We start from the raw sequence: 23530 nt of genomic DNA, 5'->3' as shown, positions 1-23530 counted from the left end.
AATGCGGTCGTGCTCGTTGCGGTGATGCCCTCAGGTGCCGGTGGTCGGCTGCGACCACTGGCCGACGACGGCGCTGCCATCGGCCCCGAGCGCCGCGTCGACGACCTCGCCACCGCCGTCGCCGCGATCGAGGCCCGTGACAGCCCCCGCTGGCTGTGGCCGTCGACCGCCGAGCTCTATCCCCGCCTCCTGGCCGCCGGCGTCCGCGTCGAGCGCTGCCACGACCTGGAGCTCGCCGAGGCCCTCCTGCTCGGCGCCGAAGGGCACTGGGGCCAGCCCCGTTCCCTCGCCGCCGCTCTCGCCCGCCTCACCGGCGACCCCGTGCCACCGGACGCCCCGCCCAGGGCCGCGCTGCCACCGGGCGAGGCGCAGGACTCCCTGTTCGACGAGAGCTTCATGGCCGCGCCCCCACTGCCGCTCGACGCGGTCCTGCGGGTCCACGCCGCCCAGCGCACCCGCGCGGCCGCCGCGCCCTCCGTCGCCCCCGGCGGCGGCGCCATGCGCACCCTCGTCGCCGCCGAGTCCGCCGCCGCCCTCGTCGCCGCCGAGATGGGTTTCGTCGGCCTGCCGTGGCGCGCCGACGTCCACGACGCGCTGCTCCGCGCGCTGCTCGGCGCGCCGTCCCCGGTCGACGGCGGCCCACCCGCCCGGCTCGTCGAGCTCAACGCCCGCCTCAACGAGGCCTTCGGCGCCCGCGTCCACCCCGACTCGCCCGCCGAGGTCCTGCGCGCCTTCGCCCGCCAGGGCATCGCCCTGCGCAGCACCCGCCGCTGGGAGCTCCAGCACGTCGACCACCCCGCCGTGCCGATCCTGCTGGAATACAAGGAGCTCTACCGGCTCTGGGTCGCGCACGGCTGGTCCTGGCTCGACCAGTGGGTCACCGGCGGCCGGTTCCGCGCCGAATACATCCCCGGTGGCGTCGTCTCCGGCCGCTGGGCCACCCGCGGCGGCGGCGCCCTGCAGATCCCGCGGGTCGTGCGCAAGGCCGTCGTCGCCGACCCCGGTTGGACGTTCGTCGTCGCCGACGCGGGCCAGCTCGAGCCGCGCATCCTCGCCGCTGTCTCCGCCGACCACCGCCTCGCCAAGGCCGGCGCGGCAGGCGACCTCTATGCCGCCCTCGCCGCCGACGCCTTCGACGGCGACCGCGCCAAGGCCAAGGTCGCCCTCCTCGGCGCCATGTATGGGCAGACCGGCGGCGATGCCGCACCCGCCCTCGCAGCGCTGCGCCGCTTCTATCCGACGGCCTGGGACCTCGTCGAGGAGGCCGCCCGCACCGGCGAGGCCGGCGGGCTCGTGCGCACCTGGCTCGGCCGCACCTGCCCGCCGTCCTCGGTCAGCTGGCGCGAAGGCTTCGACGAGCCGGGCCTGGAGGTCGACGCGCGTGGCGGTGCCAGGGGGCGGGCGCGGGGGAGGTTCACCCGCAACTTCGTCATCCAGGGCACGGCGGCCGAGTGGGCGCTGGTGCTGCTCGCCCGGCTCCGCTCGCATCTCGCCGCGTTGGACGCGCAGCTGGTCTTCTTCCAGCACGACGAGTTCATCGTCCACTGCCCGGTCGCGGAGTCCGATGCGGTGGTGGCCGCGCTGCGCACGGCGGGCGATGAGGCGCGGCGGCTGTTGTTCGCGGACACGCCGGTTCGGTTTCCGCTCGACGTGGCCGTTGTTGGGCGTTATTCGGACGCCAAGTAGGTTTTCACCCCCCAAGATCGTGTGGTCGTCTTTCCGTTGAGGTTCGCGTGGGGGTACGCCGCTTGGAGTGGTTCCTGGTGCAGGTCCGCGTAGGTCGGTGGTTCCGCACAGCCTCCGGCCGCGCGTATGGGTAGCGCGGTCACCGTCCGTGCCGTAGTTGCGGTGATGCCAAGCCAGGTCCGAACTCGCATGGTCCAGCGCCGTCGAGCGCATCATTCGGTGTTACAACACCGTCGTTGGTCAAAGAACGAAAACCATCGATCATTGGTCGAACAACCCGAAGGATCTGCGGGGCTCTGACCCCTCGGATCGTTCGGGTTGTTCGTTTTTGGAACTGGCGACGGTGTGGCACCACCGAATGATGACCTCGACGGCGCTGGACCATGTGAGTTCGGACCTGGCTTGGGATCACCTCGACACGGCACGGACCGCAACCTCAGCTTCACCAGTCAGTAGTCGCCAGGTAACGCGCCATGACGTCGGTGTGGGTCGGGAAGCACAGCCGCTGCGGGCCGACGCCGATCTCGAAGCCGAGCGACTCCTCCGTCGCCACCGACGCCGGGATCACGGACAGCGGACGCGGCGGCAGGACGCCGAAGACGATGAGGTTGCCGTTCGCGGTGCTCTGCACGTCGAAGAGCCGCACATCGGCCGGATCGGCCAGCAAGGTGGTCTCCTCGCGGAGCTCGCGGACCATGCCCTCCTGCCACGTCTCGCCGAGCTCGATGAAGCCGCCGGGCAGCGCCAGCTCGCCGCGCATCGGCTCGATGTCGCGGCGCACGAGGACCAGGCCGCGGCCGTCGTCGGTCTCCACCGGCAGGAGCGCGACCGCGACCGGCAGCGGATTTCGCCAGGTCGTCTCGCCGCATGAGGCGCACAGACGGGGCCACGGGGCCCCCGACGCATAGGCGACACCGCAATACGAACAGTGATCGTGCAGGGCCATGAGCAAGGAGCCTACCGACGGTATTACGCTGAACGTCGCGCCGGTGTAGCACTAGAGGAGCACCCGAGGAGTTCCCGCTGAGCACGATCGTCGGACTGGTTCTCGCCGCAGGTGGCGGCCGCCGGTATGGCGGGCCCAAGGCTCTCGTGCGCCATGACGACGGCCGGTTACTGGTCGAGCGGGCCGTGGCGACATTGCGTGACGGCGGCTGTTCGCGCATCGTCGTGGTGCTCGGCGCCGAGGCGGCGCGGGTCCGCGCGGAGGCACAGCTCGGCGACGCGCGGCTGGTGGACAACCCGACCTGGAAGAGCGGCATGGGCTCGTCGCTGCGGGTCGGGCTCGCGGCGGTCGCCGAGGCCGAGACCGAGGCCGACGCGGTGGCGGTCGCGGTGCTGCTGGTCGACACGCCCGGCATCGGGCCTGACGCCGTGGCCAGGTTGCTCGCCGCGACCAACGGTGGGTCGAAGTCGCTCGTCACGGCGACGTACCAGGGAAAACGAGGCCACCCGGTGATCCTCGGCAGGGACCATTGGGCCGGCGTCGCCACCCTCGCGACCGCGGATGTCGGCGCACGGGCGTATCTGATCGCCCATGCCGACCAGGTCCAGACGGTGTCGTGCGAGGACATCGCCGACGACACCGACCTCGACGTGCCGCCGGAGCAGTAGCCGCCGTTCGCGGCGAAGCGCATAGTGGAGCGGTGCCGGACTTCGCGTCTCCGGCCGCACTGGCGGCCGGCCTGGCCGACGTGGGCTACCTCGCCGACGAGGGGCTCGCGATGGCGGGCTTCCTCGCGCTGCGCCTGCACCGGCCGATCTTCCTGGAAGGCGACGCCGGCGTCGGCAAGACCGCGTTCGCGGCCGCCCTCGCCGAGACCGCGGGCGTGGAGCTGATCCGCCTGCAGTGCTACGAGGGCCTGGACGCCTCCCACGCCCTGTATGACTGGGACTTCGCCCGCCAGGTCCTGCACCTGCGCGCGGTGGAGACCGCGGCGCACGGCACGCTGTCCGCCGCGGACCTGGAGGCGGACCTGTACGACCGCCGGTTCCTGCTGGCCCGGCCGCTGCTGCAGGCGGTCGAGCGGGCCCCGTGCGTGCTGCTCGTCGACGAGGTCGACCGGGCCGACGACGAGTTCGAGGCGTACCTGCTGGAAGTCCTCGCCGACGCCGCCGTGACCGTCCCGGAGCTCGGCAGGATCACCGCCGCCGTGCCGCCGATCGTTGTCGTCACCAGCAACCGGACCCGCGAGGTGCACGACGCGTTGAAGCGCCGCTGCCTGTATCACTGGGTCGGCCACCCCACGCCGGAGCGGGAGGCCGCGATCCTGCGGCGGCGCCTGCCCGGCCTCGACGAGCGCCTCGCCGCGCAGGTCGCCGTGGCCACCGCCCACCTGCGGACGCTCGACCTGGTCAAGCCGCCCGGCGTCGCCGAGGCCATCGACTGGGCTGCGGCGCTGCGCGCGCTGTCCGCGGACACGCTGACCGCCGAGCTCGCCGACGCCACCCTCGGCGTGATCCTCAAGGTCCGCGAGGACATCACCATGGCGACGGGGGCCGTCGGTGCTCGTTGAGCTGGCCGGGAAGCTGCGGGCGGCCGGCCTGCCGGTCACGCTCGACCGGCTCGCCGCCTACGGTGAGGCGCTCGACGCGGTCGGGGTGACGCACGCCTACTGGGTCGGCCGGCTCACGCTGTGCGGGTCGCCCGAGGACATCGCCCGGTACGACGCGGCCTTCGCACCCGCCGCGTCCGCCGCCCGCGGGCCGACCTGGCAGGTGCGGCGGCTGCCGGAACGGTCCCTGTTCCGGGCCACCATGCCGCCGTCCGCGGCGGCCGGCGAACAGGACCCGGCGCTGGCGGTACAGGCGGCGGACACCGAAGTGCTGCGCCACCGTGACATCGCCACCCTGTCGGCGGACGAACGCGCCGAGGCGGCCGCGCTGCTCGCGCAGGTCGCCGCCGCCGAGATCACCCGCCCCGGGCGCCGGCACCGCCCGGCCGGTCACGGCGACGTCGACCGCCGCCGCAGCGTCCGGGCGATGCTGCGGGCCGGCGGGGAACCCCGGCCGCTGCTGCACCAGGTGCGCGCGCCGCGTCCCCGCCGGCTCGTCCTGCTCATCGACGTGTCGGGGTCGATGTCGCCCTACGCGGACGCCCTGCTGCGCCTCGCCCACGCCTTCACCCGGCATCGTCCACGGTGGACGGAGACGTACACGCTCGGCACCCGGCTCACCCGGCTCACCCCGGCGCTGCGGATCCGTGCGGTGGAGGCCGCGTTGCGCGAGGCCGGGCGGCTCATCCCCGACTGGCGCGGCGGGACCCGCCTCGCCGACGGCGTCGCCGCGTTCGTGCGCCGCGACGGGCACCGGGGCGTCGCCCGCCGCGCCGCGGTCGTCGTGTTCAGCGACGGGTGGGAGTCCGCCGACCCGGCCCGGCTCGGCGCCACCGTCGCCCACCTGCACCGCCTCGCGGCACGGACCATCTGGGTCAGCCCGCACGCGGGGCGCCCCGGCTTCGCCCCGACCGCCGGTGGGCTCGCCGCGGTGCTCCCGCATGTTGACGCGCTCGTGGCGGGGCATACGGTGGCGGCGCTACACGCCGTCCTTGAGGAGGTCCGCCGTGCGTGAGGTTCTCAGCGATCTGCTCGGCTGGTGGGAGTCGGGCCGCACCGTCGGCATGGCCACCGTCGTGCGGACCTGGCGCAGCTCACCGCGCCCCGCGGGGGCCACCATGCTCGTCGGCCCGGACGGCACCGCCGTCGGCAGCGTCTCCGGCGGCTGCGTCGAAGGCGCCGTCTATGAGCTTTCCCGTGAGGTCGTCGACTCTGGTGTGCCGGTTGTCCAGCGGTACGGGGTGAGCGACGACGACGCCTTCGCCGTCGGACTGACCTGCGGCGGGATCATCGAGCTGCTGGTCGAGCCGGTCTCGCGGGACACGTTCCCGGAGCTCGACGCGGTCGCGGCCGCCATCGCCTCCCGGGACCCGGTCGCGGTCGTGTCCGTGGTCGAGGGCCCGGCCGAACAGCTGGGCCGGCGGCTGGTGATCTGGCCCGCCTCCTCCTCGGGGTCGTTGGGGTCCGAACGGCTCGATGCCGCCGCCGCCGACGACGCCAGAGGGCTGCTCGCCGCCGGGCGGACCGGCACCCTGCACTACGGCCTCGACGGCGAGCGGCGCGGCGAGGGCCTCACGCTGTTCGTCGCCTCCTACGCGCCACCCGCCCGGATGATCGTCTTCGGGGCGATCGACTTCGCCGCGTCCGTGGCCCGCATCGGCGATTTCCTCGGCTACCACGTGACCGTCTGCGACGCCCGGCCGGTCTTCGCCACGTCGAAGCGGTTCCCCGGCGCCGACGAGGTCGTCGTCGACTGGCCGCACCGGTACCTGCGGGCCGAGCTCGACGCCGGTCGGGTCGACCCCCGCACCGTCGTGTGCGTGCTCACCCACGACCCGAAGTTCGACGTGCCGGTCCTGCAGGTCGCGCTCCGCGAGGACCTCGCCTACATCGGGGCGATGGGATCCCGCCGGACGCACGACGACCGCCTCGCCCGCCTCCGCGAGGCCGGCGTGACCGAGGAGGAGCTGGCGCGGCTGTCCTCGCCGATCGGCCTCGACCTCGGCGCGCGGACCCCGGAGGAGACCGCGGTGAGCATCGCCGCGGAGATCATCGCCGGCCGCTGGGGCGGCGGCGGCGCCCGCCTCGCGACCACCGACGGCCGCATCCACCACGACGTGTCCTGAGGTTTCAGGGGGCTTGGCGGTCGGGGCGCCGGTCGCGCTCTACGGCGCCTGGCGGTCGGGGTGCTGCTCGCGCTCTACGGCGCCTGGCAGTCGGGGTGCTGGTCGCGGCGCAGGTCGTCGAGCAGCTGCTGGCCGACCGGCAGCAGTGAGACGCGGCGGCTGGTGCGGGCGAACAACCGGACCCCGACGCGCAGCTCCAGGGACCGGATCGTCTGGCTGATCCGCGCCGTCGACACGTGCAGGCGCGCGGCCGTGCGGCCGAAGTGCAGTTCCTCGGCGAGGGTGAGGAACGCCTCCAGCTCGTGCCGCGCTGCACCGTGGGCGTTGATCCATCGATCCTTGCCTACATCGGCGCTGATCGACAATCGGGCGCGAGTCAGGGATACGACACTTCGCCGAGGCGCGGCGCAGCGGCAAAGTCAAGACCCGCGGAGGGTTGCGTTGATCACCGCTTGTGGGTTCTGCTGATCAGGCAGTGGCCCGGGTGCGTCCGCCGCGCGACGGGCCGTTTCGGCACGTCCCCGCGGGAGGCAATCGTGTCCTCTTCCCATCGAGTCCGGGTGAGCGTTGACGTCGACGGCAGTCGCTACGTCGACGACGTCGAGCCTCGCACCCTGCTGGTCCATCATCTTCGAGAACGCCTCGGCAAAATCGGTACGGTCGTCGGCTGCGACACCAGCAACTGCGGCTCGTGCACCGTGCTCATGGGCAGCGCCGACGGCGAGCAGCGCTCCGTCAAGAGCTGCTCGGTGCTGGCGGTGCAGGCCGACGGCGCGGCCGTCACCACGATCGAGGGCCTTGCCGGCCCGGACGGTTCGTTGCACGCCGTGCAACAGGCGTTCCATGAGTTGCACGCGTTGCAGTGCGGCTTCTGCACCCCGGGGATGATCCTGTCCGCGGTCGACCTGCTGCGGGACAACCCGGCACCGACCGAGGCCGAGATCCGCGAGGGCCTGTCGGGGAACCTGTGCCGGTGCACCGGCTACCAGAACATCGTCCGTGCGGTGCAGGCGGCTGCAACGGCCTTGCAGGCGTCGGCGGAGGCCGTCCTCCCGGCGGAGGTGGCCGCATGACCGCCGTCGTCGAACCTGTCGCCGCGGGGGAGGTCGGCGCGTCGCGCCGGCGCAAGGAGGATGCGCGGCTCATCACCGGCCGGACCCGGTGGACCGACAACATCGCGATGCCCGGGATGCTGCACCTGGCGATCCTGCGCAGCCCGCACGCCAGCGCCCGCATCGTCGCCGTCGACGTCCGGCCGGCGCTGCGGCAACCCGGTGTCATCGACGCGTTCAGCGCGGCCGACGTCGCCGACATCCAGGGCAGCCTGCCGTGCGCCTGGCCGGTCACCGAGGACATCGTCCATCCGGTCCGGCCGCCGATCGCCGACGGGTTCGTGCGCCACCACGGCGAGGCGGTCGCGGTCGTCGTGGCCCGAGACCGGGACAGCGCCGTCGACGCGCTCGAGGCGATCGAGGTCGAATACGAGCCGCTGACCCCGGTCCTGGACCTGGCGGCGGCGTCGCGCGACGAGGGTCTCGTGCACCCGGACAAGGGCACCAACCGCTCCTACACCTGGATCTTCGACTCCGCGCAGGCCGGCACCGGCACCGACGTCGCCGACGCGGCCGCCTCGGCCGAGGTGACGCTGCACCGGCAGTACATCCAGCAGCGGCTCATCCCCGCGTTCATGGAACCGCGCAGCGTCGTCGTCGACCCGGGGATGGGGGAGTACACCATCTGGTCGGCGACGCAGATCCCGCACATCCTGCGGGTGTTCTACGCGCTGCTCACCGGCGTGCCCGAGCACAAGATCCGGGTCATCGCGCCGGACGTCGGCGGCGGGTTCGGCGGGAAGCTGCAGGTCACCCCGGAGGAGATGATCGCGTTCTTCGCCGCACAGCGCGTGCGCAAGCCGGTCAAGTACACCGAGACCCGCGGCGACTCGATGCTGTCCGCGCACCACGGGCGGGACCAGATCCAGAACATCACGCTCACGGCGACCCGCGACGGCACGCTGACCGGCATCGACGTGAAGCTGGTCGCCAACATGGGCGCCTACCTCGGCCTCGTCGGCCCGGGCGTGCCGATCCTCGGCGCGTTCATGTTCAACTCGATCTACAAGGTGCCCGCGTACCGCTTCGAGTGCGTCGGTGTCTTCACCAACACCACCATCACCGACGCCTACCGGGGCGCGGGCCGGCCCGAGGCGACGTACGCCATCGAACGGGCCATGGACGACCTCGCCGACGAGCTCGGCATGGACCCGATCGAGCTGCGCCGCCGCAACTGGATCAAGGCGGAGGAGTTCCCGTTCACCACCGTCGCCGGCCTCGTGTACGACTCCGGCGACTACGACGCCGCGACGGACAAGGCTCTCGACCTGTTCGACTACGAGGGGCTGCGCGCGGAGCAGCAGCGCCGCCGGGACAGCAACGACCCCGTCCAGCTCGGCATCGGCGTGTCCACCTACACGGAGATGTGCGGCCTGGCGCCGTCACGGATCCTGGGCGCGCTGCGGTACGCGGCCGGCGGCTGGGAGTCCGCGTCGGTGCGGGTCCTGCCGACCGGCAAGGTCGAGGTGGTCACCGGCACCAGCCCGCACGGGCAGGGGCACGTGACCGCGTGGAGCCAGATCGTCGCCGACGAGCTCGGCGTCGCCTTCGAGGACGTCGAGGTCCTGCACGGCGACACCCGCACGTCGCACAAGGGTTTGGACACGTACGGGTCCCGGTCCCTCGCCGTCGGCGGGGTCGCGCTCGTCGAGGCGTGCCGCAAGGTGCGCGACAAGGCCCGCGTCGTCGCCGCGCACATGCTGGAGTGCAGCCCCGACGACATCGAGTTCACCGGCGGCGCGTTCCGTGTCCGCGGCACCCCCGACGCCTCGAAAACCCTGGCGGACACGGCGTTCGCGGTGTTCGCCGCGCACGACCTGCCCGACGGGGTCGAGGCGACCCTCGACGCGGACGCCACGTTCGACCCGCAGACCTTCTCGTTCCCGCACGGCACCCACCTGTGCGCGACCCTCGTCGACACGGACACCGGCCACGTCACCATCCACCGGTACGTGGCCGTCGACGACGTCGGCAAGGTCGTCAATCCGCTCATCGTCGAGGGTCAGGTGCACGGCGGCATCGCGCAGGGCATCGCGCAGGCGTTGCACGAGCAGGCGGTGTACGACGAGTCCGGCACCCTGCTGACCGGATCGTTCGTGGAGTACACGATCCCCAGCGCCGCCGACCTGCCGCATCTCGTCACCGACCGCACGGAGACACCGGCGACGTCGAACCCGCTGGGCGTCAAGGGCGTCGGGGAGGCCGGCGCCATCGCCTCCACCCCGGCCGTCGTCAACGCGATCGTCGACGCGCTGCGCCCGTACGGCGTCGCCGACATCACCATGCCCTGCACGCCGGAACGGGTGTGGCGGGCGATCAAGCACGGAGGTGCGTCGTGATCCCCGTCGCGTTCGACTACGTCAGGCCGTCCACAGTGGATGAGGCGGTCGCGGCGCTCGGCTCCTCGGAGGAAGCCAAGGTCCTCGCGGGCGGGCAGTCGCTGCTGCCGGTGCTGCGGCTGCGGCTGGCCGCGCCGACCCTGCTGGTCGACCTGGGTGGCGTGCCCGGCCTCAGCGGCGTCCGGGTCGACGGCGACACCCTCGTCATCGGCGCCATGACCACGCATGCCGAGGTGGCCTCCTCGGACCTGGTGCTGCGGCACGCGCCGCTGCTCGCGGCCGCGGCGGCCACCGTCGGGGACCGCCAGGTCCGCCACCGCGGCACGCTCGGCGGCTCCCTCGCGCACGCCGACCCGGCCGCGGACATGCCGGCGGTCGCGGCCGCCCTGGACGCGACCTACGTCGTGCAGGGCCCGGGCGGCCGGCGGGCGGTGAGCGCCGCCGACTTCTCGGTGGACCTGTTCACCACGGCGCTCGCCCCCGACGAGGTCCTCGTCGAGGTGCGGCTGTCCATCGTGGACGGATGGTCGGCGCACTACGAGAAGTTCCACCGGATGGCGCAAGCGTGGGCGATCGTCGGGGTGGCCGTGGCGGTGTCCCGCTCCAACGGGACGATCTCCGGGGCCCGGGTCGCGCTGACCAACATGGGCCCGGTGCCGCACCGGGCCGTCGAGGTCGAGGCGGCGCTGACCGGTGCGCCGGCGACGCCGGAGGCGGTCGCGGCGGCCTGCGTGTCCGTCTCGGCGGGCACGTCGCCGGTGGACGACCTCACCGCCTCCGCGGACTACCGCCGCGACCTGGCGCGGGTCCTCACCGGCCGGGCGGTGTGCCGGGCACTCGGGATCTGAGCCGCTGTCGTTTTCGGGGCCGCCCGGCGTTGTCCGGGCGGCCCTCGTCCGGCCGGCGGCCCCAGGGTTTCCGGTGAGCGTGCTGCGCGCCACGGCGGGACGGGACTAAGGTCGACAGCGTGGCCCGGGTCACCACGCGGGCCGTGCCGCCGAGCGCTGGGGGTCTGACGACCGTGCTGCTGGAACACAGTTTCACCGTGCCCGTCCCGGTGTCGCAGGCCTGGGCGGTGCTCCTGGACATCGAGCGGATCGCCCCGTGCATGCCGGGCGCCGCGCTCACCTCGTTCGAGGGCGACGACTTCGCCGGCACGGTCAAGGTCAAGCTGGGCCCGGTGAACCTGACCTTCAAGGGCAAGGGCCGGTTCGTCGAGCGGGACGAGACGGCGCACCGGGTCGTGCTCACCGCCTCCGGCGCCGACAGCCGGGGCGGCGGCACCGCCGCGGCGAAGGTGACCGCGTCGCTGCACGATGCCGGGGACGCGGGGACCAGGGTCGAGGTCGCCACGGACCTCGACGTCACCGGCAAGGCCGCCCAGTTCGGCCGCGGCCTCATCGGCGACGTGAGCGCGAAGCTGATCGGCCAGTTCGCCGACTGCCTGGCCGGCAAGCTCGCCGCCGGTGCGCCGCCACCGTCCGAGGAACCGTCCCAGGAACCGTCCCAGGAATCGTCCCAGGAACCGTCCCAGGAACCAGCTCAGGAACCAGCTCGGGAACCTTCGCCGGCGGTGGGTGCGCGGTCCGCGCCCACGGCGTTGTCGGAGTCCTCGGTGTCCGTCGAACCCGGCGACGGGGTGGAGCCGATCGATCTGCTCGCCGTGAGCGGGGTCGGCTCGGTCGTGCGCCGGGCCGTCCCCTATGTCGTCACGGCCGCCGCCAGCTTCGCCGTGGTGTTCGGCATCATCTGGTGGATCAAGCGCCGGTGAAGCCCCGGGCCGCGGCGGTGCCCCGGACCGCGGCCCCGGTCAGGCGGCCGCGGCGGTGTCCCGGGCTGCGGCCGGTCAGGCGGCCGCGGCGCGGCCCTCGGTGAAGAACGCGGCCACCGCGGCCGCGTCGCCGAGGTCGCTCAGGGGTCGTGCGGCGCCGAACGACACGTTCCAGAAATCACCCTCGCGGGGTTTCCACGGCCCGACGTACGCATAGGGCTCCGCGATCGCCGAGTCGCCCATGGACACCCCGTAGTTCACCTCGTCGAGGGAGATGCCGACGTCGAAGTGCTCCGGCCACAGCACCGGCGTCTCGTCCGGGGCGAACCGGCGCAGCGCGGCGTCGCCGACGGCGAGGGCACCCAGGATCGTGCCGGCGTCGGTGGTCACGACCGGGTCGTCCGCCTTGGCGCCGGAGGTGTCCTTGTAGAGGCCCTCGGGCGCGCCGAGGTCCAGCCCGGCGGCCGCCGCCAGCTGGGCGAACGTCTGCCCCGCATACGGGATGCGGCGCCCGTCGACGACCAGCGCGTCGGCCTCGGCCTGCACGTCGGGTGCGGCGACCGTGGCGAAACCTGCGTTGGTGACCCGGAGCCGGATGGTGCCGCTGCGCCGGTACTGAGGGCCGGCGAGCAGCAGCTCCGCCAGGCCGTGCCAGGAGTTCGAGTTCGTCACCACTCCATCATGCCCGCGGCGTTGCCCCAGCAGACGGCCCGCAGCCAATCATCACCGAACCCCAAGCGTTGCAGGGCGTCGAGCTGGTGCGCGTACGGGTGAGGGATGTTGGGGTAGTCGCTGCCGAGCAACACCCGGCCGGCCAGGCCGAGCTCCTCCACCCTGGGTAGGAGGGCCGGCGGGAAGCCCGGGAAGAAGGTCGTGAAGACCATCGTCGTGTCGAGCCTGACGTTGGCGTACCGGTCGGCGAGGTCCAGGAAGCCCTCGTATTCGGGGGCGCCGAAGTGCGCGATGACGGCGACCAGCGCCGGGTGGCGGCGCAGCACCTCGCCGAACGGGCCGGGGCCGGTGTACCCGTTGGCGACCGGGCCGGAACCGGCGTGCACGACGACCGGGGTACCCGTCGCGGCGAGCAGTCCCCAGACCGGCTCCAGCAGCGGGTCGTTCGGGTCGTAGGCGCCGACCTGCAGGTGCACCTTGAAGATCCGGGCACCGGCGGCGAGCGCGGCCTCGACGTCGCCGAGGGCGCCCGGCTCGGGGTAGAACGTCGCGCTCGGCACGCACTCGGGGGTGCGGGCCGCGAAGTCCAGGGTCCAGGCGTTGAGGTCGGCGGCCATGCCGGGGCGGTGCGCGTAGGCCAGCGCAGTGAACCGCCGCACGCCCATGGCCCGCAGGTGCCCGGCCCGCTCCTCGTCGGTGCCGCGGTACCGGATCGGCCACGGCCGCCCGACCAGCGGGCCGCCGGCGTCGAAGTGCGCCCACACCTTGCGCAGCATCCGCTCGGGCAGGAAGTGCGTGTGCACGTCGAACAGGCCAGGCAGGCCCAGCGCCTGCCAGAACGCCGGGACCTCGTCGTCATCGTTCACACGGATATGTTGAACCTGTCGAGCAGGATCGGCGCGACCAGCATGGCGCCGGCGAAGATGGCGACCGTGGTGAAGACGATGCGCAGCACGACCGTCTCGGTCTTGTCGCCCGCGGTCAGGGCGACCGAGTGCGGCAGGCCGATGTTGCGCCACAGCCGCCGGCCGGTCGGGATCGGCCAGAAGATGGGCGAGCCGTGCCGGGTGATCATGTCACCGGCGAGATGGATGAGGCCGCCGACGCCGACCGCCATGCCGAGCAGCGGGTAGCCGCGGTCGCCGGGGAGCCGCTCGTACACCAGATATGCGGCAGCGGCGGCAGCGAGCGTCACGATGAGCCAGCCGGCGCGCTCCGCCCACCGCTCGAACAGGCCGCGCAGCGCCATCGCGAACGCGAAGAACAGCACGCCCATGACGGCCCACTTGCCGTAGGCGTTGCACAGCGCCAGGGTGCCGTAGCCGACACCGACGTTGAAGATGATGGTGTGCGTCAGCGTGCGGTGCCCGTTGCGGCGGCGCGGGTCGTGCTTGAGCCGGGTGAGCTTGTAGACGCCGAGGGAGAACTTCTCGACCACCTCGGCGAGGAACAGCGTGAACACCCCGAACGTGTGCGCCACCGTCGCGCCGCCCTGCCGGGTGGTGACCCGGCCGGACAGGTCGAGGTCCGGCACCAGCGCGCCACCGGCGCAGATCGCGGTGCCGACCGCGAGCTGCAACGGCGTCTGGTGGAAGTCCGCGAGCTGGTCCAGCGCGAGCGAGCCGGCCAACCACACGGCCGCTCCGGAAAGCGCATGCGAAGAGCCCATCATGATCGGGACTATCCCATGTGGACCATCATTCGTACATAGGAGCTACAGCCGCGAATGCCCGCCCGTGACGTCGAAGGTGGTCGCCGTCACCGTTGCCGAGGCGTCGGAGGCCAGGTAGACCGCGGCGAAGGCCACATCCTCCACCCGCTCCGCCTGCGGTGTCCAAGACACGACATTCGCCCGCACGCCCGATTCCGCGACCTCCCGCGCCACGTGCTGCGTGAGCGCGGTCACCCCGCCGCCGACGGCGCTCGTCGCCGCGTCCGTGCCGAACGGCGCGACGGTCACCACCGAGCCGGTGCGCGCCTGCGCCATGCTCGGCACGAAGGCGCGCAGCGCCTCGAACGTCGCGGTCAGTCCGCTGTCGACACTCACCCGGAAGTCGTCGCCGCCGCCGGTCGTGCACGGCAGCACGAACAGCAGGTCGGGCGGGCCGACCTCGCTGAGGACCCCGGCGTGGACCGACGCCACGTCGACCCCGGTGGACACGATGCCGACCGCGTCGGCACCCATCCATCGCAGCTCGTCGACCAGGTCCTGCAGCTCGGCCTCGTCGTCGCCGATGGCCGCGATCCTGGCGCCGCGCGCGGCGAGCAGCCGGCACACCGCCGCGCCGACCCCGTCGGCACCGCCGAGCACCACCGCGACCCGGCCCTTGAGCTCGGTTCGGTACATGCCATCCAGCCTCTCGTCATCGGCGGGGCGCCGCGCCGTGGCGACGCCCCGCTGCCGCGGTTACCTCAGCTCCGGCCGTGGCGGTTGCCTTGGCCCCGGTCGGCCGTGGCGGTTGCCTTGGCCCCGGCCGTGGCGGTTTGCCCCGGCCCCGGCCGTGGCTGGTTGCCTCAGCTCCAGCCGTGGCGGTCCGAGGCCGCCGCCCACGGCCCGTGCCCGTGCCCGTGTCCCCAGTTCCTGCGTGCCCACGGCGGACCCCCCGCCGCCGCCCAGCGCCGCCAGCGTGCGTGCCTGAAGACGCTGAGCACCAGGAAGAACAATGGGATCGCCGGCCAGAAGAAGTGTGCGCCGGACAGCACCCACAACCCGGTCAGCGCCACCGCGACCACGGCCACGAACGCGCCGTGCCTGGCCAGGTGGCGCCGGCCCTGGCGCAGGAACTCCGCCTGCGTCTCCGGCAGCTCGAACAGCCCGCGCCTGCCCCCCTCGGGCAGGTCGGCGGTCAGCGGCGGCAGCTCGTCGCGGAACTTCGCCGCATACACCTGGGCGAGCCGCTCCTCGCCCTCTTCCAGCGTCAGCCGTCCCTCGGTCATCCCGGCCCGCAGCATGCTGGCGTACTGCTCGCGCTCCTTGTCGGAGGCTCGTACCCGTTCGCCGGCCATCTCGGCCCCCTTCCATGTTGATCCCAGCGTGACGGCCGCCGGTCGTACGCGCGTCGCACCGGTGTCGTGTCGTCGTGTACTGCTTTGGGCGCACGCCGGCGCCGCGTGTACGACCCAGGGAGTACGCCCCCGCGCGACCTGAAGGCGACGTCGCGCCTGCCGGCCCTGCACTACCTTTGCGGTGTGAGACGACAACCGCCCTGGACCAGGGACCGCCGCGCCTCGCGCGAGGCCCGGCGTCTCGCGCGGCTGGCGTATCGCATGGAGTCCATGGAGCGCCACGAGCGCAAGCGGTGGCGCGGGCCGCACCCGCTCGGCATCGTCGTGGCGATGGCCCTGGTGCAGGTCCTCGGCACCCGCGCCGCCGCATACGGCACGACGGGCACCGAGGTCCTGGACCGCACCGGCTATCTGCTGCTGCTCGCCGGGCCGCTCGCGCTGCTGGTGCGGGAGCGGTGGCCGCTGGTCGCGCTCATCGGCGCGCTGGTGCCGACCGCCGCCTATTTCAGTCTCGGCTATCCCGACGGCCCGGGGTTCGTCGCCGCGATCGTGGCGATGTTCACCGCCCTCGCGTCGGGCTATCGCTGGCTGACGTGGGCAGCCGTCGCCGCCGCGTTCAGCGTTTTCGCCGTTTTGGTACGGGGTGACGAAAGCGCCTCCCGTGTCGTGCTCATCGGGGTGTGGTGCCTCGTGATCGCGGGGTTCGGCGAGGCGGCCCGGGTGCGCGGCATGCGCTACTCGCAGATGGCCCGTGACTGGTCCGCGCAGCAGCAGCTGGCCCGTGCCGAGGAGGAGAAGGCACGGGCCGAGCAGGAGCGCCGGCAGGCCAGCGACGAGCGGCTGCTGATCGCCCGCGAGCTGCACGACGTCATCGGCCACCACCTGTCCCTGATCAATGTCCAGGCGGGCGTCGGCCTGCACCTCATGGACGAGCAGCCGGAGCAGGCCAGGGTCGCGCTCGCCGCGATCAAGCACGCCAGCGCCGAGGCGCTGCGCGAGACGCGTTCCGTCCTGGCCGGGCTCAACCCGGGCGAGGCGGCCCCGCGGACCCCGGCGCCGGGCCTGCGCGACCTGGACCGGCTCGTCGAGGAGGCCCGCGCCGTCGGCCTGCCGGTCACGGTCGACACGGTCGGCGTTCCGGGGCCGCTGCCGCCGCAGGTGGACCGGGCCGCGTTCCGGATCGTGCAGGAGGCGCTGACCAATGTGCGCCGCCACGCCGGCCCGGGCGCGGCCGCGACGATCGTCGTCGGCTACGCGCCGGGCGAGCTCACCATCCACGTCACCGACGACGGCCAGGGCACCGCCGACGGCCACGGGGTCGCCGCCAGAGCCGCCGACGGCCACGGAGCTGCCGCCAGAGCCGTCGACGGTCACGGGGCCGCCAGAGCCGTCGACGGTCACGGAGTAGCCGCCAAAGCCGTCGACGGCCACGGAGTCGCCGCCCGAGCCGCCGACGGTCAGGGAGCCGCCCGAGTCGCCGGCGGTCAGGGCGCCGCCACCGTGGACCTGGACGACGCCCACTCGCCGGTCGCCGCCGGTGCGGGCCTTGCCGCGACCGGTCCGGAGCCGGCCGGCTCAAGCGCCGCCGATGCCGGCAAAGGTGGCGGTGGCGCCAGTGGCGCCAGTGGCGCCAGTGGCGCCAGTGGCGCCAGTGGCGCCAGCGGTGCCGGCAAGGGCGGCGGTGTGCCTGATGGCGGCAGTCCGGGTGGCAACGGGATAGCCGGCATGCGGCATCGGGCGGCCACCTTCGGCGGGGTGGTCGAGGCCGGACCGCGACCCGGCGGTGGTTTCGAGGTCCGTGCCAGGATTCCCGTCCGCGAGGCGCAGCCATGACCGAGGCCGCGACCCGGCGGTGGCTTCGAGGTTCGCGCCACGATTGCCGTTCGCGAGGCGCAGCCATGACCGTGGCCGAGGCCGCGACCCGGCGGTGGTTTCGAGGTTCGTGCCAGGATTGCCGTTTGCGAGGAGTAGCCATGACCACACGCCGCATCGGGCGCAGCAGCCGGGAGGAGCGCGGGTGATCAGGGTCCTGCTGGCCGATGACCAGGCGTTGGTGCGGGCCGGGTTCCGGGCGCTGCTCGACGCGCAGGCCGACATCGAGGTCGTCGGCGAGGCGGCCGACGGGGCCGAGGCGGTGCGGCTCGCGGTGCAGACGCGACCCGACGTGGTGCTGATGGACATCCGGATGCCGGTGCTCGACGGGCTCGAGGCGACCCGGCAGATCGTCGCCGATGCGCGGCTGGCGCAGGTGCGGATCGTGATCCTGACAACGTTCGACCTGGACGAGTATGTGTTCGAGTCGCTGCGGGTCGGGGCGAGCGGGTTCCTGGTCAAGGACACCGAGCCGGTCGACCTGCTGCGGGGGGTGCGGGCGGTCGCCGGTGGGGACGCGCTGCTGTCGCCGGGGGTGACCCGGCGGCTGATCGAGGAGTTCGCGAGCCGGTCGCGGGCGCCGCTCGCCCCGATGTCGCTGGCGGTGCTGACCGACCGGGAGCGGGAGGTGATGGCGCTCGTCGGGGTCGGACTGTCCAATGAGGACATCGCGACGAAGTTGTTCGTCAGCCCCGCGACCGCGAAGACCCACGTCAGCCGGGCCATGATCAAGCTGGGTGCGCGGGACCGGGCGCAGCTGGTCGTGTTCGCATATGAGGCGGGCCTGGTCAAGCCCGGCTGGCTCGGCTGAGGCAGGTCCGGCGGGCCGGTCGCGAACGGACGCGGGCGGGCTCAGATGCCGTTGCGGGCGATGACCTGCTGATACCAGTTGGCGCTGGTCTTGCGTACACGCTGCTGGGTCGCGAAGTCGACGTGGATGATGCCCCAGCGCTGCGAGTAGCCCTCGGCCCACTCGAAGTTGTCCAGCAGTGACCACACGTGGTAGCCCTCCAGCCGGACGCCTTCGCTGATGGCCCGGTGGGCGGCGGCGAGATGGTCGCGCAGGAAGACGATGCGGTCCTGGTCGTCGGTCGGCTGGACCGAGGGCATGCCGTTCTCCGTGATGGTGAGCGGGATGTCGCCGTAGTCGCGCTTGATCCGGGTCAGCAGGTCGTAGAGGCCCTGCGGGTACACCTCCTGCCAGCCGGCCTGCGTCGTCGGGTGTTTCTGCACCCGGCCGCCCTTGGCCGTCACGTAGGCGGGGTTGTAGTACTGCACGCCGAGCAGGTCGCTCTTCGAGCCGATGGCGGCCAGGTCCCCGTCGTGGATCGCGGCGCGGACCGGGGCGTCCGGAGGCTGCGTGGCCAGCCAGTCGTCCGGGTACCGGCCGAGCAGCACCGGGTCGAGCCAGCGCCGGTTCTCCTCGCCGTCGGCGATCGTGGCCTGGCGGCGGGCGGCATCGGAGTCGTCGGCGGGGTAGGCCGGCGACAGGTTGAGTGCCGCGCCGATGCGGCCCTTGCGGCCGGTGGCCCGGAACGCCTGGACCGCGAGGCCGTGGCCGAGCAGCAGGTGGTGGCCGGCGACGTTGGCGACCCGGCGGTCGCGCACGCCCGGCGCGTGGACGCCGGCGGTGTAGCCGACCTCGACCACCGTCTTCGGCTCGTTGAGCGTCAGCCAGGTCTGCACCTTGTCGCCGAGGGAGTAGCAGACGACGGTGGCGTAGTCGGCGAACCATTTCGCGCAGTCGCGTGACGCCCAGCCGCCGGACTCCTGCAGCGCCTGCGGAGTGTCCCAGTGGAACAGGGTGGCGACCGGGGTGATGCCGCGGGCGAGGAGGCCGTCGACGAGCCGGTGGTAGAAGTCGAGGCCTTTGGCGTTGACGGTGCCGCGGCCGGTCGGCAGCACCCGCGACCACGAGATCGAGAACCGGTAGCTCTTCAGGCCCAGGTCGCGCATGAGGTCGAGGTCCTCGTAGCTGCGGTGGTAGTGGTCGGCGGCCACGTCGCCGGTGCCGCCGTCGCTGGTGCGCCCCGGCTGGTGACTGAACACGTCCCACACCGACGGGCCGCGACCGTCCGCCGTCGCACCGCCTTCCACCTGGTACGCCGATGTCGACGCGCCCCACGCGAACCCCTTCGGGAACGCCAGCCCGACGGGGGAGGCCGGCGAGGCGGCGGGCCCGCCCGGCGCGGCGGGCCGGCGCGGCGGGTCGTCGGACGAGCAGGCGCCGGTCACGGCACCGGCCGCGGCCAGGGTGAGCACGTGACGCCGTCGCATCCGGCCAAGGTAGCCTGCCCGCGCACGCGTCCACGCCGCGCGAACCTCCGGGCGGGGACGGAAGAGGCCGCCCCCGTGGAGAACGGGAGCGGCCTGCAGGCAGTGCGGAGGTCAGTCGGCGAGCGCGATGACGCCCTGCGCCCAGCGGAAGTACTTGTTGGTGCCCAGGTCACGGACGGTCTTGATGCCGAAGGCGGCGAGCAGCTTCTCGGCGTCGCCCTCGGACACGCCGGCGATCGCGGTGACGGGGGCGTCGGCGATCTCCTGGGCGCTCTTGCCTTCCCATTCCTTCATGAGCTTCTTTTCCAGACCCTGCATGTGGTTGCTCCTTCTCGGTCGAGATCAACGCGGGATCGGCGCGGCGGCGCCGGCGATCCCGCGAAAGGCTACCCAGCACTCTCGCTTGCCACACTAGCCGTGTCGCGGAGATGATCGGTTGATGACCAGCCAATGGGGGCTGACGGTGCCGCTCACCGGTGTGCCGTTGCCTGAGCACGCAGCGTTGCTGAAGGCGTTGCCCGATCTGGGCTACACGGACGTCTGGTCCTCGGAGGTCGCCGGCACGGACGCGTTCACGCCCCTGGCCCTCGCGTCGGTGTGGTCGCCGGGGCTGCGGCTGGGCACCGCGATCGTCCCGGTCTTCACCCGCGGGCCCGCGCTCATCGCGATGCAGGCGGCGACCCTCGCCGAGGCGGCGCCGGGGCGGGTCGCACTCGGCATCGGCGCGTCGTCGCCGGTCGTCGTCGGCGACTGGAACGCGGTGCCGTTCGAGCGGCCGTTCGAGCGCAGCCGTGACGTGCTGCGCTTCCTGCGCACCGCCCTCGCCGGCGAGGTGGTCGACGGCGCGTTCGACACGTTCCAGGTGCGGCGTTTCCGTCTCGAACGGCCGCCGGCGGTGCCGCCGAAGCTCCTGCTCGCGGCGCTGCGGGCCAAGATGCTGCGACTGGCCGCCGCCGAGGCGGACGGTGCGGTGCTCAACTGGCTCTCGGTCGAGGACGTGGCGACGGTCCGCGCGGAGCTGGCCGGCGCGCCGGACGGGTTCGAGGTCACGGCCCGCATCTTCGTCTGTCCGACCGAGGACGAGGCCGTGGCGCGGGAGACCGCCCGCAGGCTGATCGCCGCGTACCTGACCGTCCCCGCGTATGCGGCGTTCCACCGCTGGCTCGGCCGCGGTGAGGTGTTCAAGGCGATGTGGGACGCGTGGGCGGCCCGGGACCGCAAGGCGGCGCTCGCCGCGATCCCCGACGAGGTCGTCGACGCGCTGATCGTGCACGGCAGCCCGCAGCGGTGCCGGGAGCACGTCCAGCGGTATGCCGACGCCGGCGTCACGACCCCGGTCATGGCGCTGCTGCCGACGCCGGAGCTCACCGCCGGCGGCCCGGATGTCCTGCTGGACACGCTCCGGGCGCTGGGAGCGCGGTAGTGGACCTCGCCGGGAAAGTCGTCGTCATCACCGGGGCGGCCGGTGGCATCGGCGCCGCCATGGCCCGCCGGTTCGCCGCGGAGGGCGCGGCCACCCTCGTCCTTGCCGACCTGGACGGCGACGCCGCCGCGGCCCTGGCGGGCGGCATCACGGCATCGCAGGCGGTCGGGATCGCCGTGGACGTGACGGACGAGGAGCAGGTCGCCGAGCTCGTCGCGGAGACCGAGGAGCGCTTCGGCCGCATCGACCTGTTCTGCGCCAACGCGGGCATCACCAGCGGTGAAGGGCTCGAGGCATCGGCGGAGACCTGGTCGCGGACCTGGGCGGTGAATGTCCTGTCGCACGTGTACTCGGCCCGAGCGGTGCTGCCCGGCATGCTGGAGCGCGGCGAGGGGTACCTGCTGCACACCTGCTCCGCGGCCGGGCTGCTCACCGCGGTCGGCGACGCGCCCTATGCGGTGACGAAGCACGCGGCGGTGTCGTTCGCGGAGTGGCTGTCGATCACGTACGGCGCGAAGGGCGTCAAGGTCAGCGCCTTGTGCCCGCAGGGCGTGGACACCCCGATGCTGCAGGACGGGCTCGCGGCCGGGCACATCGGCGCGAAGGTGACCGCGGCCGGCGGAGCGGTGCTGTCCGCCGAGTCGGTCGCCGGGACCGTGGTGGAGGGGCTGGCCGCCGAACGGTTCCTGATCCTGCCGCACCCCGAGGTCCAGAAGTACTACCTGCACCGGGTGACCGACACCGACCGGTGGCTGGCCGGCATGCGTGGGCTCGCGGCCAGCCTCGAACCATGAGGCGGCCCGACGTCCTCAGCGAGGCGCTCGACGTGGTCGGGCCCTTCGTGCGCCAGCAGGCGGGTCGCTCGATCATCGGCATCTGCGGGCCGCCCGCGGCCGGCAAGTCGACGCTGTCCAGCGCCCTCGCCGCCGCCCTGGACAGCAGCGTGGCCGTGCCGATGGACGGGTTCCACCTGTCCAACGTGGAGCTGGACCGGCTCGGCCTCGCCGACCGCAAGGGCGCCCCGGAGACGTTCGACGCGGCCGGGTTCGTGCACCTGCTGCGGCGGCTCCGAGCGGCGGACCACCTCGTCTACGCACCCACCTACAGTCGCACCCTGCACGAGTCGATCGGCGGGGTGATCCCGGTCCCGGTCACCACCCGGGTGATCATCGTGGAGGGTAACTACCTCCTGCTCGACGACGGCCCGTGGGCGCAGGTGCGCGAGCTGCTGGACCTGGTGCTGTACCTCGACGCCCCCGACGACCTGCGGCAGGACTCCCTGGTGCGCCGGCAGCTGGCGAAGGGCCTCGACCTGCACGACGCCCACGACTGGGTGGAGCGCAGCGACGAGCGCAACGCGGCGGTCATCGCCGGCACACGCAACCGCGCGGACCTCATCCTGACCCGAAGCGTGGCTTAAGTCTTCCTGTGCCCGATTGACCGGCGCCGATCAGATAGGCAATCTGCCTAACGGTTGTCTATCTGTGAGGAGCACCATGCGCAGACTCGTCCTCGGCGCCGCCGGGCTCGCCGTCGCGATCGCCGTGGCCGGCACCACGTACGCCGTCGCGGCGACGAAGGCACAAAACGCCCCGGCCGTGGCCGCCGCGCCCGCAACGTTCGCCCACCCCGGCGTGTTCGTCAGCACGGCCCAGCTCGACTTCGTCCGCGGCAAGGTCCAGGCCGGAGCGCAACCCTGGAAGGCCGCCTACGACCAGATGCTGGGCAGCAAGTACGCGTCGCTGTCGCGGACCCCGAAGCCCCGCGCGGTCGTCGAGTGCGGCTCCTACTCCAACCCCAACAACGGCTGCACCGACGAGCGGGAGGACGCGCTCGCCGCCTACACGCTGTCGCTCGCCTGGTACATCACCAGGGACAGCCGCTACGCCACCAAGGCGATCGCGATCATGGACGCCTGGTCCGCCACGATCAAGGACCACACCAACAGCAACGCGCCGCTGCAGACCGGCTGGGCCGGGTCGTCGTGGCCGCGCGCCGCCGAGATCATCCGCTACACCTACTCGTCGTGGCCGAACCAGGCGCGCTTCGGCACGATGCTGCGCACCGTCTACCTGCCGAAGGTCATCAACGGCTCCAGCAGCAACGGTAACTGGGAACTGTCCATGATGGAGGCCGCGATCGGCATCTCCGTCTTCCTGGAGGACCGCACCAGCTGGGACAAGGCCATGGCCAAGTTCCGCGCCCGCGTCCCCGCCTACCTCTACATCACCGCCGACGGCGCGTTGCCGAAGGGCATCGGCAGCATCGACACGCGCACCGAGATCATCAACTACTGGCAGGGCCAGAGCACGTTCGTGGACGGCATCTCCCAGGAGACCTGCCGCGACTTCACGCACACCGGCTACGGCATCTCGGCGATCTCCCACATCGCGGAGACCACCCGCATCCAGGGCCAGGACGTGTACCCGGAGATCGCCGACCGGCTCCGGCACGCGCTCGGCTTCCACAGCAAGTACCAGCTGGGCGAGGGCGTCCCGTCGTGGCTGTGCGGCGGCAAGCTGACCCTCGGCCTCGGCCCGATCACCGAGGTCGGCTACAACGCCCTGCACAACCGGATGGGCATCGCGATGGCCAACACCCAGCGGCTGACCGAGCAGTCCCGCCCGGCCGGCAGCAACAACCTGTTCGTCGCGTGGGAGACCCTGACCCACGCCGGCAACCCGGCCTGAG

At 72.9% G+C, this 23530-nt stretch carries 23 protein-coding genes and 1 pseudogene; 15 read left to right on the top strand and 9 right to left on the bottom strand.

Going from position 1 to position 23530, the window contains the following annotated elements:
* Window positions 1-24: 24 nt before the first annotated feature.
* A complete protein-coding gene (locus AB0K00_RS36035) occupies window positions 25-1686 on the top strand; it encodes a bifunctional 3'-5' exonuclease/DNA polymerase (RefSeq protein ID WP_363530130.1) in 1662 nt (553 codons plus the stop codon).
* 442 nt (window positions 1687-2128) lie between these two features.
* Here AB0K00_RS36035 and AB0K00_RS36030 read toward each other — a convergent pair whose 3' ends face one another.
* On the bottom strand, window positions 2129-2632 hold the full coding sequence (locus AB0K00_RS36030) for an NUDIX domain-containing protein (protein WP_363530059.1): 504 nt from the start codon (window positions 2630-2632) through the stop codon (window positions 2129-2131).
* Window positions 2633-2727: 95 nt separating this feature from the next.
* Between AB0K00_RS36030 and AB0K00_RS36025 the strand changes: the two genes are divergently transcribed.
* The 4 genes from AB0K00_RS36025 to AB0K00_RS36010 are packed head-to-tail and all read left to right on the top strand — an operon-like array spanning window position 2728 to window position 6367.
* A complete protein-coding gene (locus AB0K00_RS36025; RefSeq protein ID WP_363530127.1) occupies window positions 2728-3300 on the top strand; it encodes an NTP transferase domain-containing protein in 573 nt (190 codons plus the stop codon).
* Window positions 3301-3332: 32 nt separating this feature from the next.
* Window positions 3333-4202: a MoxR family ATPase gene (locus AB0K00_RS36020; RefSeq protein WP_363530056.1), complete on the top strand. Its 870-nt coding sequence runs from the start codon at window positions 3333-3335 to the stop codon at window positions 4200-4202.
* On the top strand, window positions 4192-5256 hold the full coding sequence (locus AB0K00_RS36015; RefSeq protein WP_363530053.1) for a VWA domain-containing protein: 1065 nt from the start codon (window positions 4192-4194) through the stop codon (window positions 5254-5256). Before AB0K00_RS36020 ends, AB0K00_RS36015 begins: the two co-directional genes overlap by 11 nt.
* Window positions 5249-6367, top strand: a complete 1119-nt coding sequence (locus tag AB0K00_RS36010; protein ID WP_363530051.1) for an XdhC/CoxI family protein — start codon at window positions 5249-5251, stop codon at window positions 6365-6367. The genes AB0K00_RS36015 and AB0K00_RS36010 overlap by 8 nt, the downstream gene beginning before the upstream one ends.
* A gap of 107 nt (window positions 6368-6474) precedes the next feature.
* On the opposite strand, the pseudogene AB0K00_RS36005 reads toward AB0K00_RS36010, so the two are convergent.
* Window positions 6475-6666: pseudogene (locus tag AB0K00_RS36005) on the bottom strand (LysR family transcriptional regulator); the annotation flags it as partial.
* 261 nt (window positions 6667-6927) lie between these two features.
* On the opposite strand from AB0K00_RS36005, the gene AB0K00_RS36000 reads away from it, so the two are divergent.
* From AB0K00_RS36000 to AB0K00_RS35985, 4 genes are all read left to right on the top strand, one after another.
* Complete coding sequence (locus AB0K00_RS36000) at window positions 6928-7440, top strand: (2Fe-2S)-binding protein (protein WP_363530048.1); 513 nt, start codon at window positions 6928-6930, stop codon at window positions 7438-7440.
* Window positions 7437-9818, top strand: a complete 2382-nt coding sequence (locus AB0K00_RS35995; RefSeq protein ID WP_363530045.1) for a xanthine dehydrogenase family protein molybdopterin-binding subunit — start codon at window positions 7437-7439, stop codon at window positions 9816-9818. Before AB0K00_RS36000 ends, AB0K00_RS35995 begins: the two co-directional genes overlap by 4 nt.
* Complete coding sequence (locus tag AB0K00_RS35990; protein ID WP_363530042.1) at window positions 9815-10666, top strand: xanthine dehydrogenase family protein subunit M; 852 nt, start codon at window positions 9815-9817, stop codon at window positions 10664-10666. The genes AB0K00_RS35995 and AB0K00_RS35990 overlap by 4 nt, the downstream gene beginning before the upstream one ends.
* A 119-nt stretch (window positions 10667-10785) precedes the next feature.
* Window positions 10786-11589, top strand: coding sequence for an SRPBCC domain-containing protein (locus AB0K00_RS35985; protein WP_363530039.1), 804 nt, complete (start codon window positions 10786-10788; stop codon window positions 11587-11589).
* Window positions 11590-11664: 75 nt separating this feature from the next.
* Here AB0K00_RS35985 and AB0K00_RS35980 read toward each other — a convergent pair whose 3' ends face one another.
* From AB0K00_RS35980 to AB0K00_RS35960, 5 genes are all read right to left on the bottom strand, one after another.
* The gene (locus AB0K00_RS35980; RefSeq protein WP_363530036.1) at window positions 11665-12261 is read right to left on the bottom strand and encodes a hypothetical protein; all 597 of its coding nucleotides are present in this window, start codon (window positions 12259-12261) and stop codon (window positions 11665-11667) included.
* The gene (locus AB0K00_RS35975) at window positions 12258-13127 is read right to left on the bottom strand and encodes an amidohydrolase family protein (protein ID WP_363530033.1); all 870 of its coding nucleotides are present in this window, start codon (window positions 13125-13127) and stop codon (window positions 12258-12260) included. The genes AB0K00_RS35980 and AB0K00_RS35975 overlap by 4 nt, the downstream gene beginning before the upstream one ends.
* Window positions 13124-13933, bottom strand: a complete 810-nt coding sequence (locus AB0K00_RS35970; protein WP_363530031.1) for a metal-dependent hydrolase — start codon at window positions 13931-13933, stop codon at window positions 13124-13126. Before AB0K00_RS35970 ends, AB0K00_RS35975 begins: the two co-directional genes overlap by 4 nt.
* A gap of 42 nt (window positions 13934-13975) precedes the next feature.
* Window positions 13976-14608, bottom strand: a complete 633-nt coding sequence (locus tag AB0K00_RS35965) for an SDR family NAD(P)-dependent oxidoreductase (RefSeq protein WP_363530028.1) — start codon at window positions 14606-14608, stop codon at window positions 13976-13978.
* A gap of 167 nt (window positions 14609-14775) precedes the next feature.
* A complete protein-coding gene (locus AB0K00_RS35960) occupies window positions 14776-15267 on the bottom strand; it encodes a DUF1707 domain-containing protein (protein ID WP_363530025.1) in 492 nt (163 codons plus the stop codon).
* A gap of 183 nt (window positions 15268-15450) precedes the next feature.
* Between AB0K00_RS35960 and AB0K00_RS35955 the strand changes: the two genes are divergently transcribed.
* Window positions 15451-17100, top strand: a complete 1650-nt coding sequence (locus AB0K00_RS35955; RefSeq protein ID WP_363530022.1) for a histidine kinase — start codon at window positions 15451-15453, stop codon at window positions 17098-17100.
* A gap of 184 nt (window positions 17101-17284) precedes the next feature.
* On the top strand, window positions 17285-17950 hold the full coding sequence (locus tag AB0K00_RS35950; protein WP_363530019.1) for a response regulator transcription factor: 666 nt from the start codon (window positions 17285-17287) through the stop codon (window positions 17948-17950).
* A 41-nt stretch (window positions 17951-17991) separates the two neighbouring features.
* Here the strand turns inward: AB0K00_RS35950 and AB0K00_RS35945 are convergent, their stop codons facing one another.
* Both AB0K00_RS35945 and AB0K00_RS35940 read right to left on the bottom strand, forming a co-directional pair.
* The gene (locus AB0K00_RS35945) at window positions 17992-19416 is read right to left on the bottom strand and encodes a GH1 family beta-glucosidase (protein WP_363530016.1); all 1425 of its coding nucleotides are present in this window, start codon (window positions 19414-19416) and stop codon (window positions 17992-17994) included.
* A gap of 111 nt (window positions 19417-19527) precedes the next feature.
* A complete protein-coding gene (locus AB0K00_RS35940) occupies window positions 19528-19734 on the bottom strand; it encodes a hypothetical protein (RefSeq protein WP_363530013.1) in 207 nt (68 codons plus the stop codon).
* 139 nt (window positions 19735-19873) lie between these two features.
* On the opposite strand from AB0K00_RS35940, the gene AB0K00_RS35935 reads away from it, so the two are divergent.
* The 4 genes from AB0K00_RS35935 (at window position 19874) to AB0K00_RS35920 (ending at window position 23529) form a co-directional block, all read left to right on the top strand.
* The gene (locus tag AB0K00_RS35935; protein WP_363530125.1) at window positions 19874-20839 is read left to right on the top strand and encodes an LLM class F420-dependent oxidoreductase; all 966 of its coding nucleotides are present in this window, start codon (window positions 19874-19876) and stop codon (window positions 20837-20839) included.
* Window positions 20839-21633, top strand: a complete 795-nt coding sequence (locus AB0K00_RS35930) for an SDR family oxidoreductase (RefSeq protein WP_363530010.1) — start codon at window positions 20839-20841, stop codon at window positions 21631-21633. Before AB0K00_RS35935 ends, AB0K00_RS35930 begins: the two co-directional genes overlap by 1 nt.
* On the top strand, window positions 21630-22259 hold the full coding sequence (locus AB0K00_RS35925) for a nucleoside/nucleotide kinase family protein (protein ID WP_363530007.1): 630 nt from the start codon (window positions 21630-21632) through the stop codon (window positions 22257-22259). Before AB0K00_RS35930 ends, AB0K00_RS35925 begins: the two co-directional genes overlap by 4 nt.
* Window positions 22260-22335: 76 nt before the next feature.
* Window positions 22336-23529 carry an alginate lyase family protein gene (locus tag AB0K00_RS35920; RefSeq protein ID WP_363530004.1) on the top strand — a complete coding sequence of 398 codons (1194 nt, stop codon included), beginning with the start codon at window positions 22336-22338 and terminating at the stop codon, window positions 23527-23529.
* Window position 23530 lies beyond the last annotated feature (1 nt).

The organism is Dactylosporangium sp. NPDC049525 (genome assembly GCF_040676755.1).
Classification (GTDB): domain Bacteria; phylum Actinomycetota; class Actinomycetes; order Mycobacteriales; family Micromonosporaceae; genus Dactylosporangium.
The sequence above is the reverse complement of the archived record's forward strand: the minus strand, read 5'-3'. Positions and strand labels throughout refer to the sequence as shown.

Coding starts and splice junctions, on each gene's coding strand:
- AB0K00_RS36035 (WP_363530130.1), top strand. CDS start 25: ATGCCCTCAGGTGCCGGTGGTCGGCTGCGACCACTGGCCGACGACGGC.
- AB0K00_RS36030 (WP_363530059.1), bottom strand. CDS start 2,632: ATGGCCCTGCACGATCACTGTTCGTATTGCGGTGTCGCCTATGCGTCG.
- AB0K00_RS35995 (WP_363530045.1), top strand. CDS start 7,437: ATGACCGCCGTCGTCGAACCTGTCGCCGCGGGGGAGGTCGGCGCGTCG.
- AB0K00_RS35970 (WP_363530031.1), bottom strand. CDS start 13,933: ATGATGGGCTCTTCGCATGCGCTTTCCGGAGCGGCCGTGTGGTTGGCC.
- AB0K00_RS35965 (WP_363530028.1), bottom strand. CDS start 14,608: ATGTACCGAACCGAGCTCAAGGGCCGGGTCGCGGTGGTGCTCGGCGGT.
- AB0K00_RS35960 (WP_363530025.1), bottom strand. CDS start 15,267: ATGGCCGGCGAACGGGTACGAGCCTCCGACAAGGAGCGCGAGCAGTAC.
- AB0K00_RS35945 (WP_363530016.1), bottom strand. CDS start 19,416: ATGCGACGGCGTCACGTGCTCACCCTGGCCGCGGCCGGTGCCGTGACC.
- AB0K00_RS35940 (WP_363530013.1), bottom strand. CDS start 19,734: ATGCAGGGTCTGGAAAAGAAGCTCATGAAGGAATGGGAAGGCAAGAGC.
- AB0K00_RS35925 (WP_363530007.1), top strand. CDS start 21,630: ATGAGGCGGCCCGACGTCCTCAGCGAGGCGCTCGACGTGGTCGGGCCC.
- AB0K00_RS35920 (WP_363530004.1), top strand. CDS start 22,336: ATGCGCAGACTCGTCCTCGGCGCCGCCGGGCTCGCCGTCGCGATCGCC.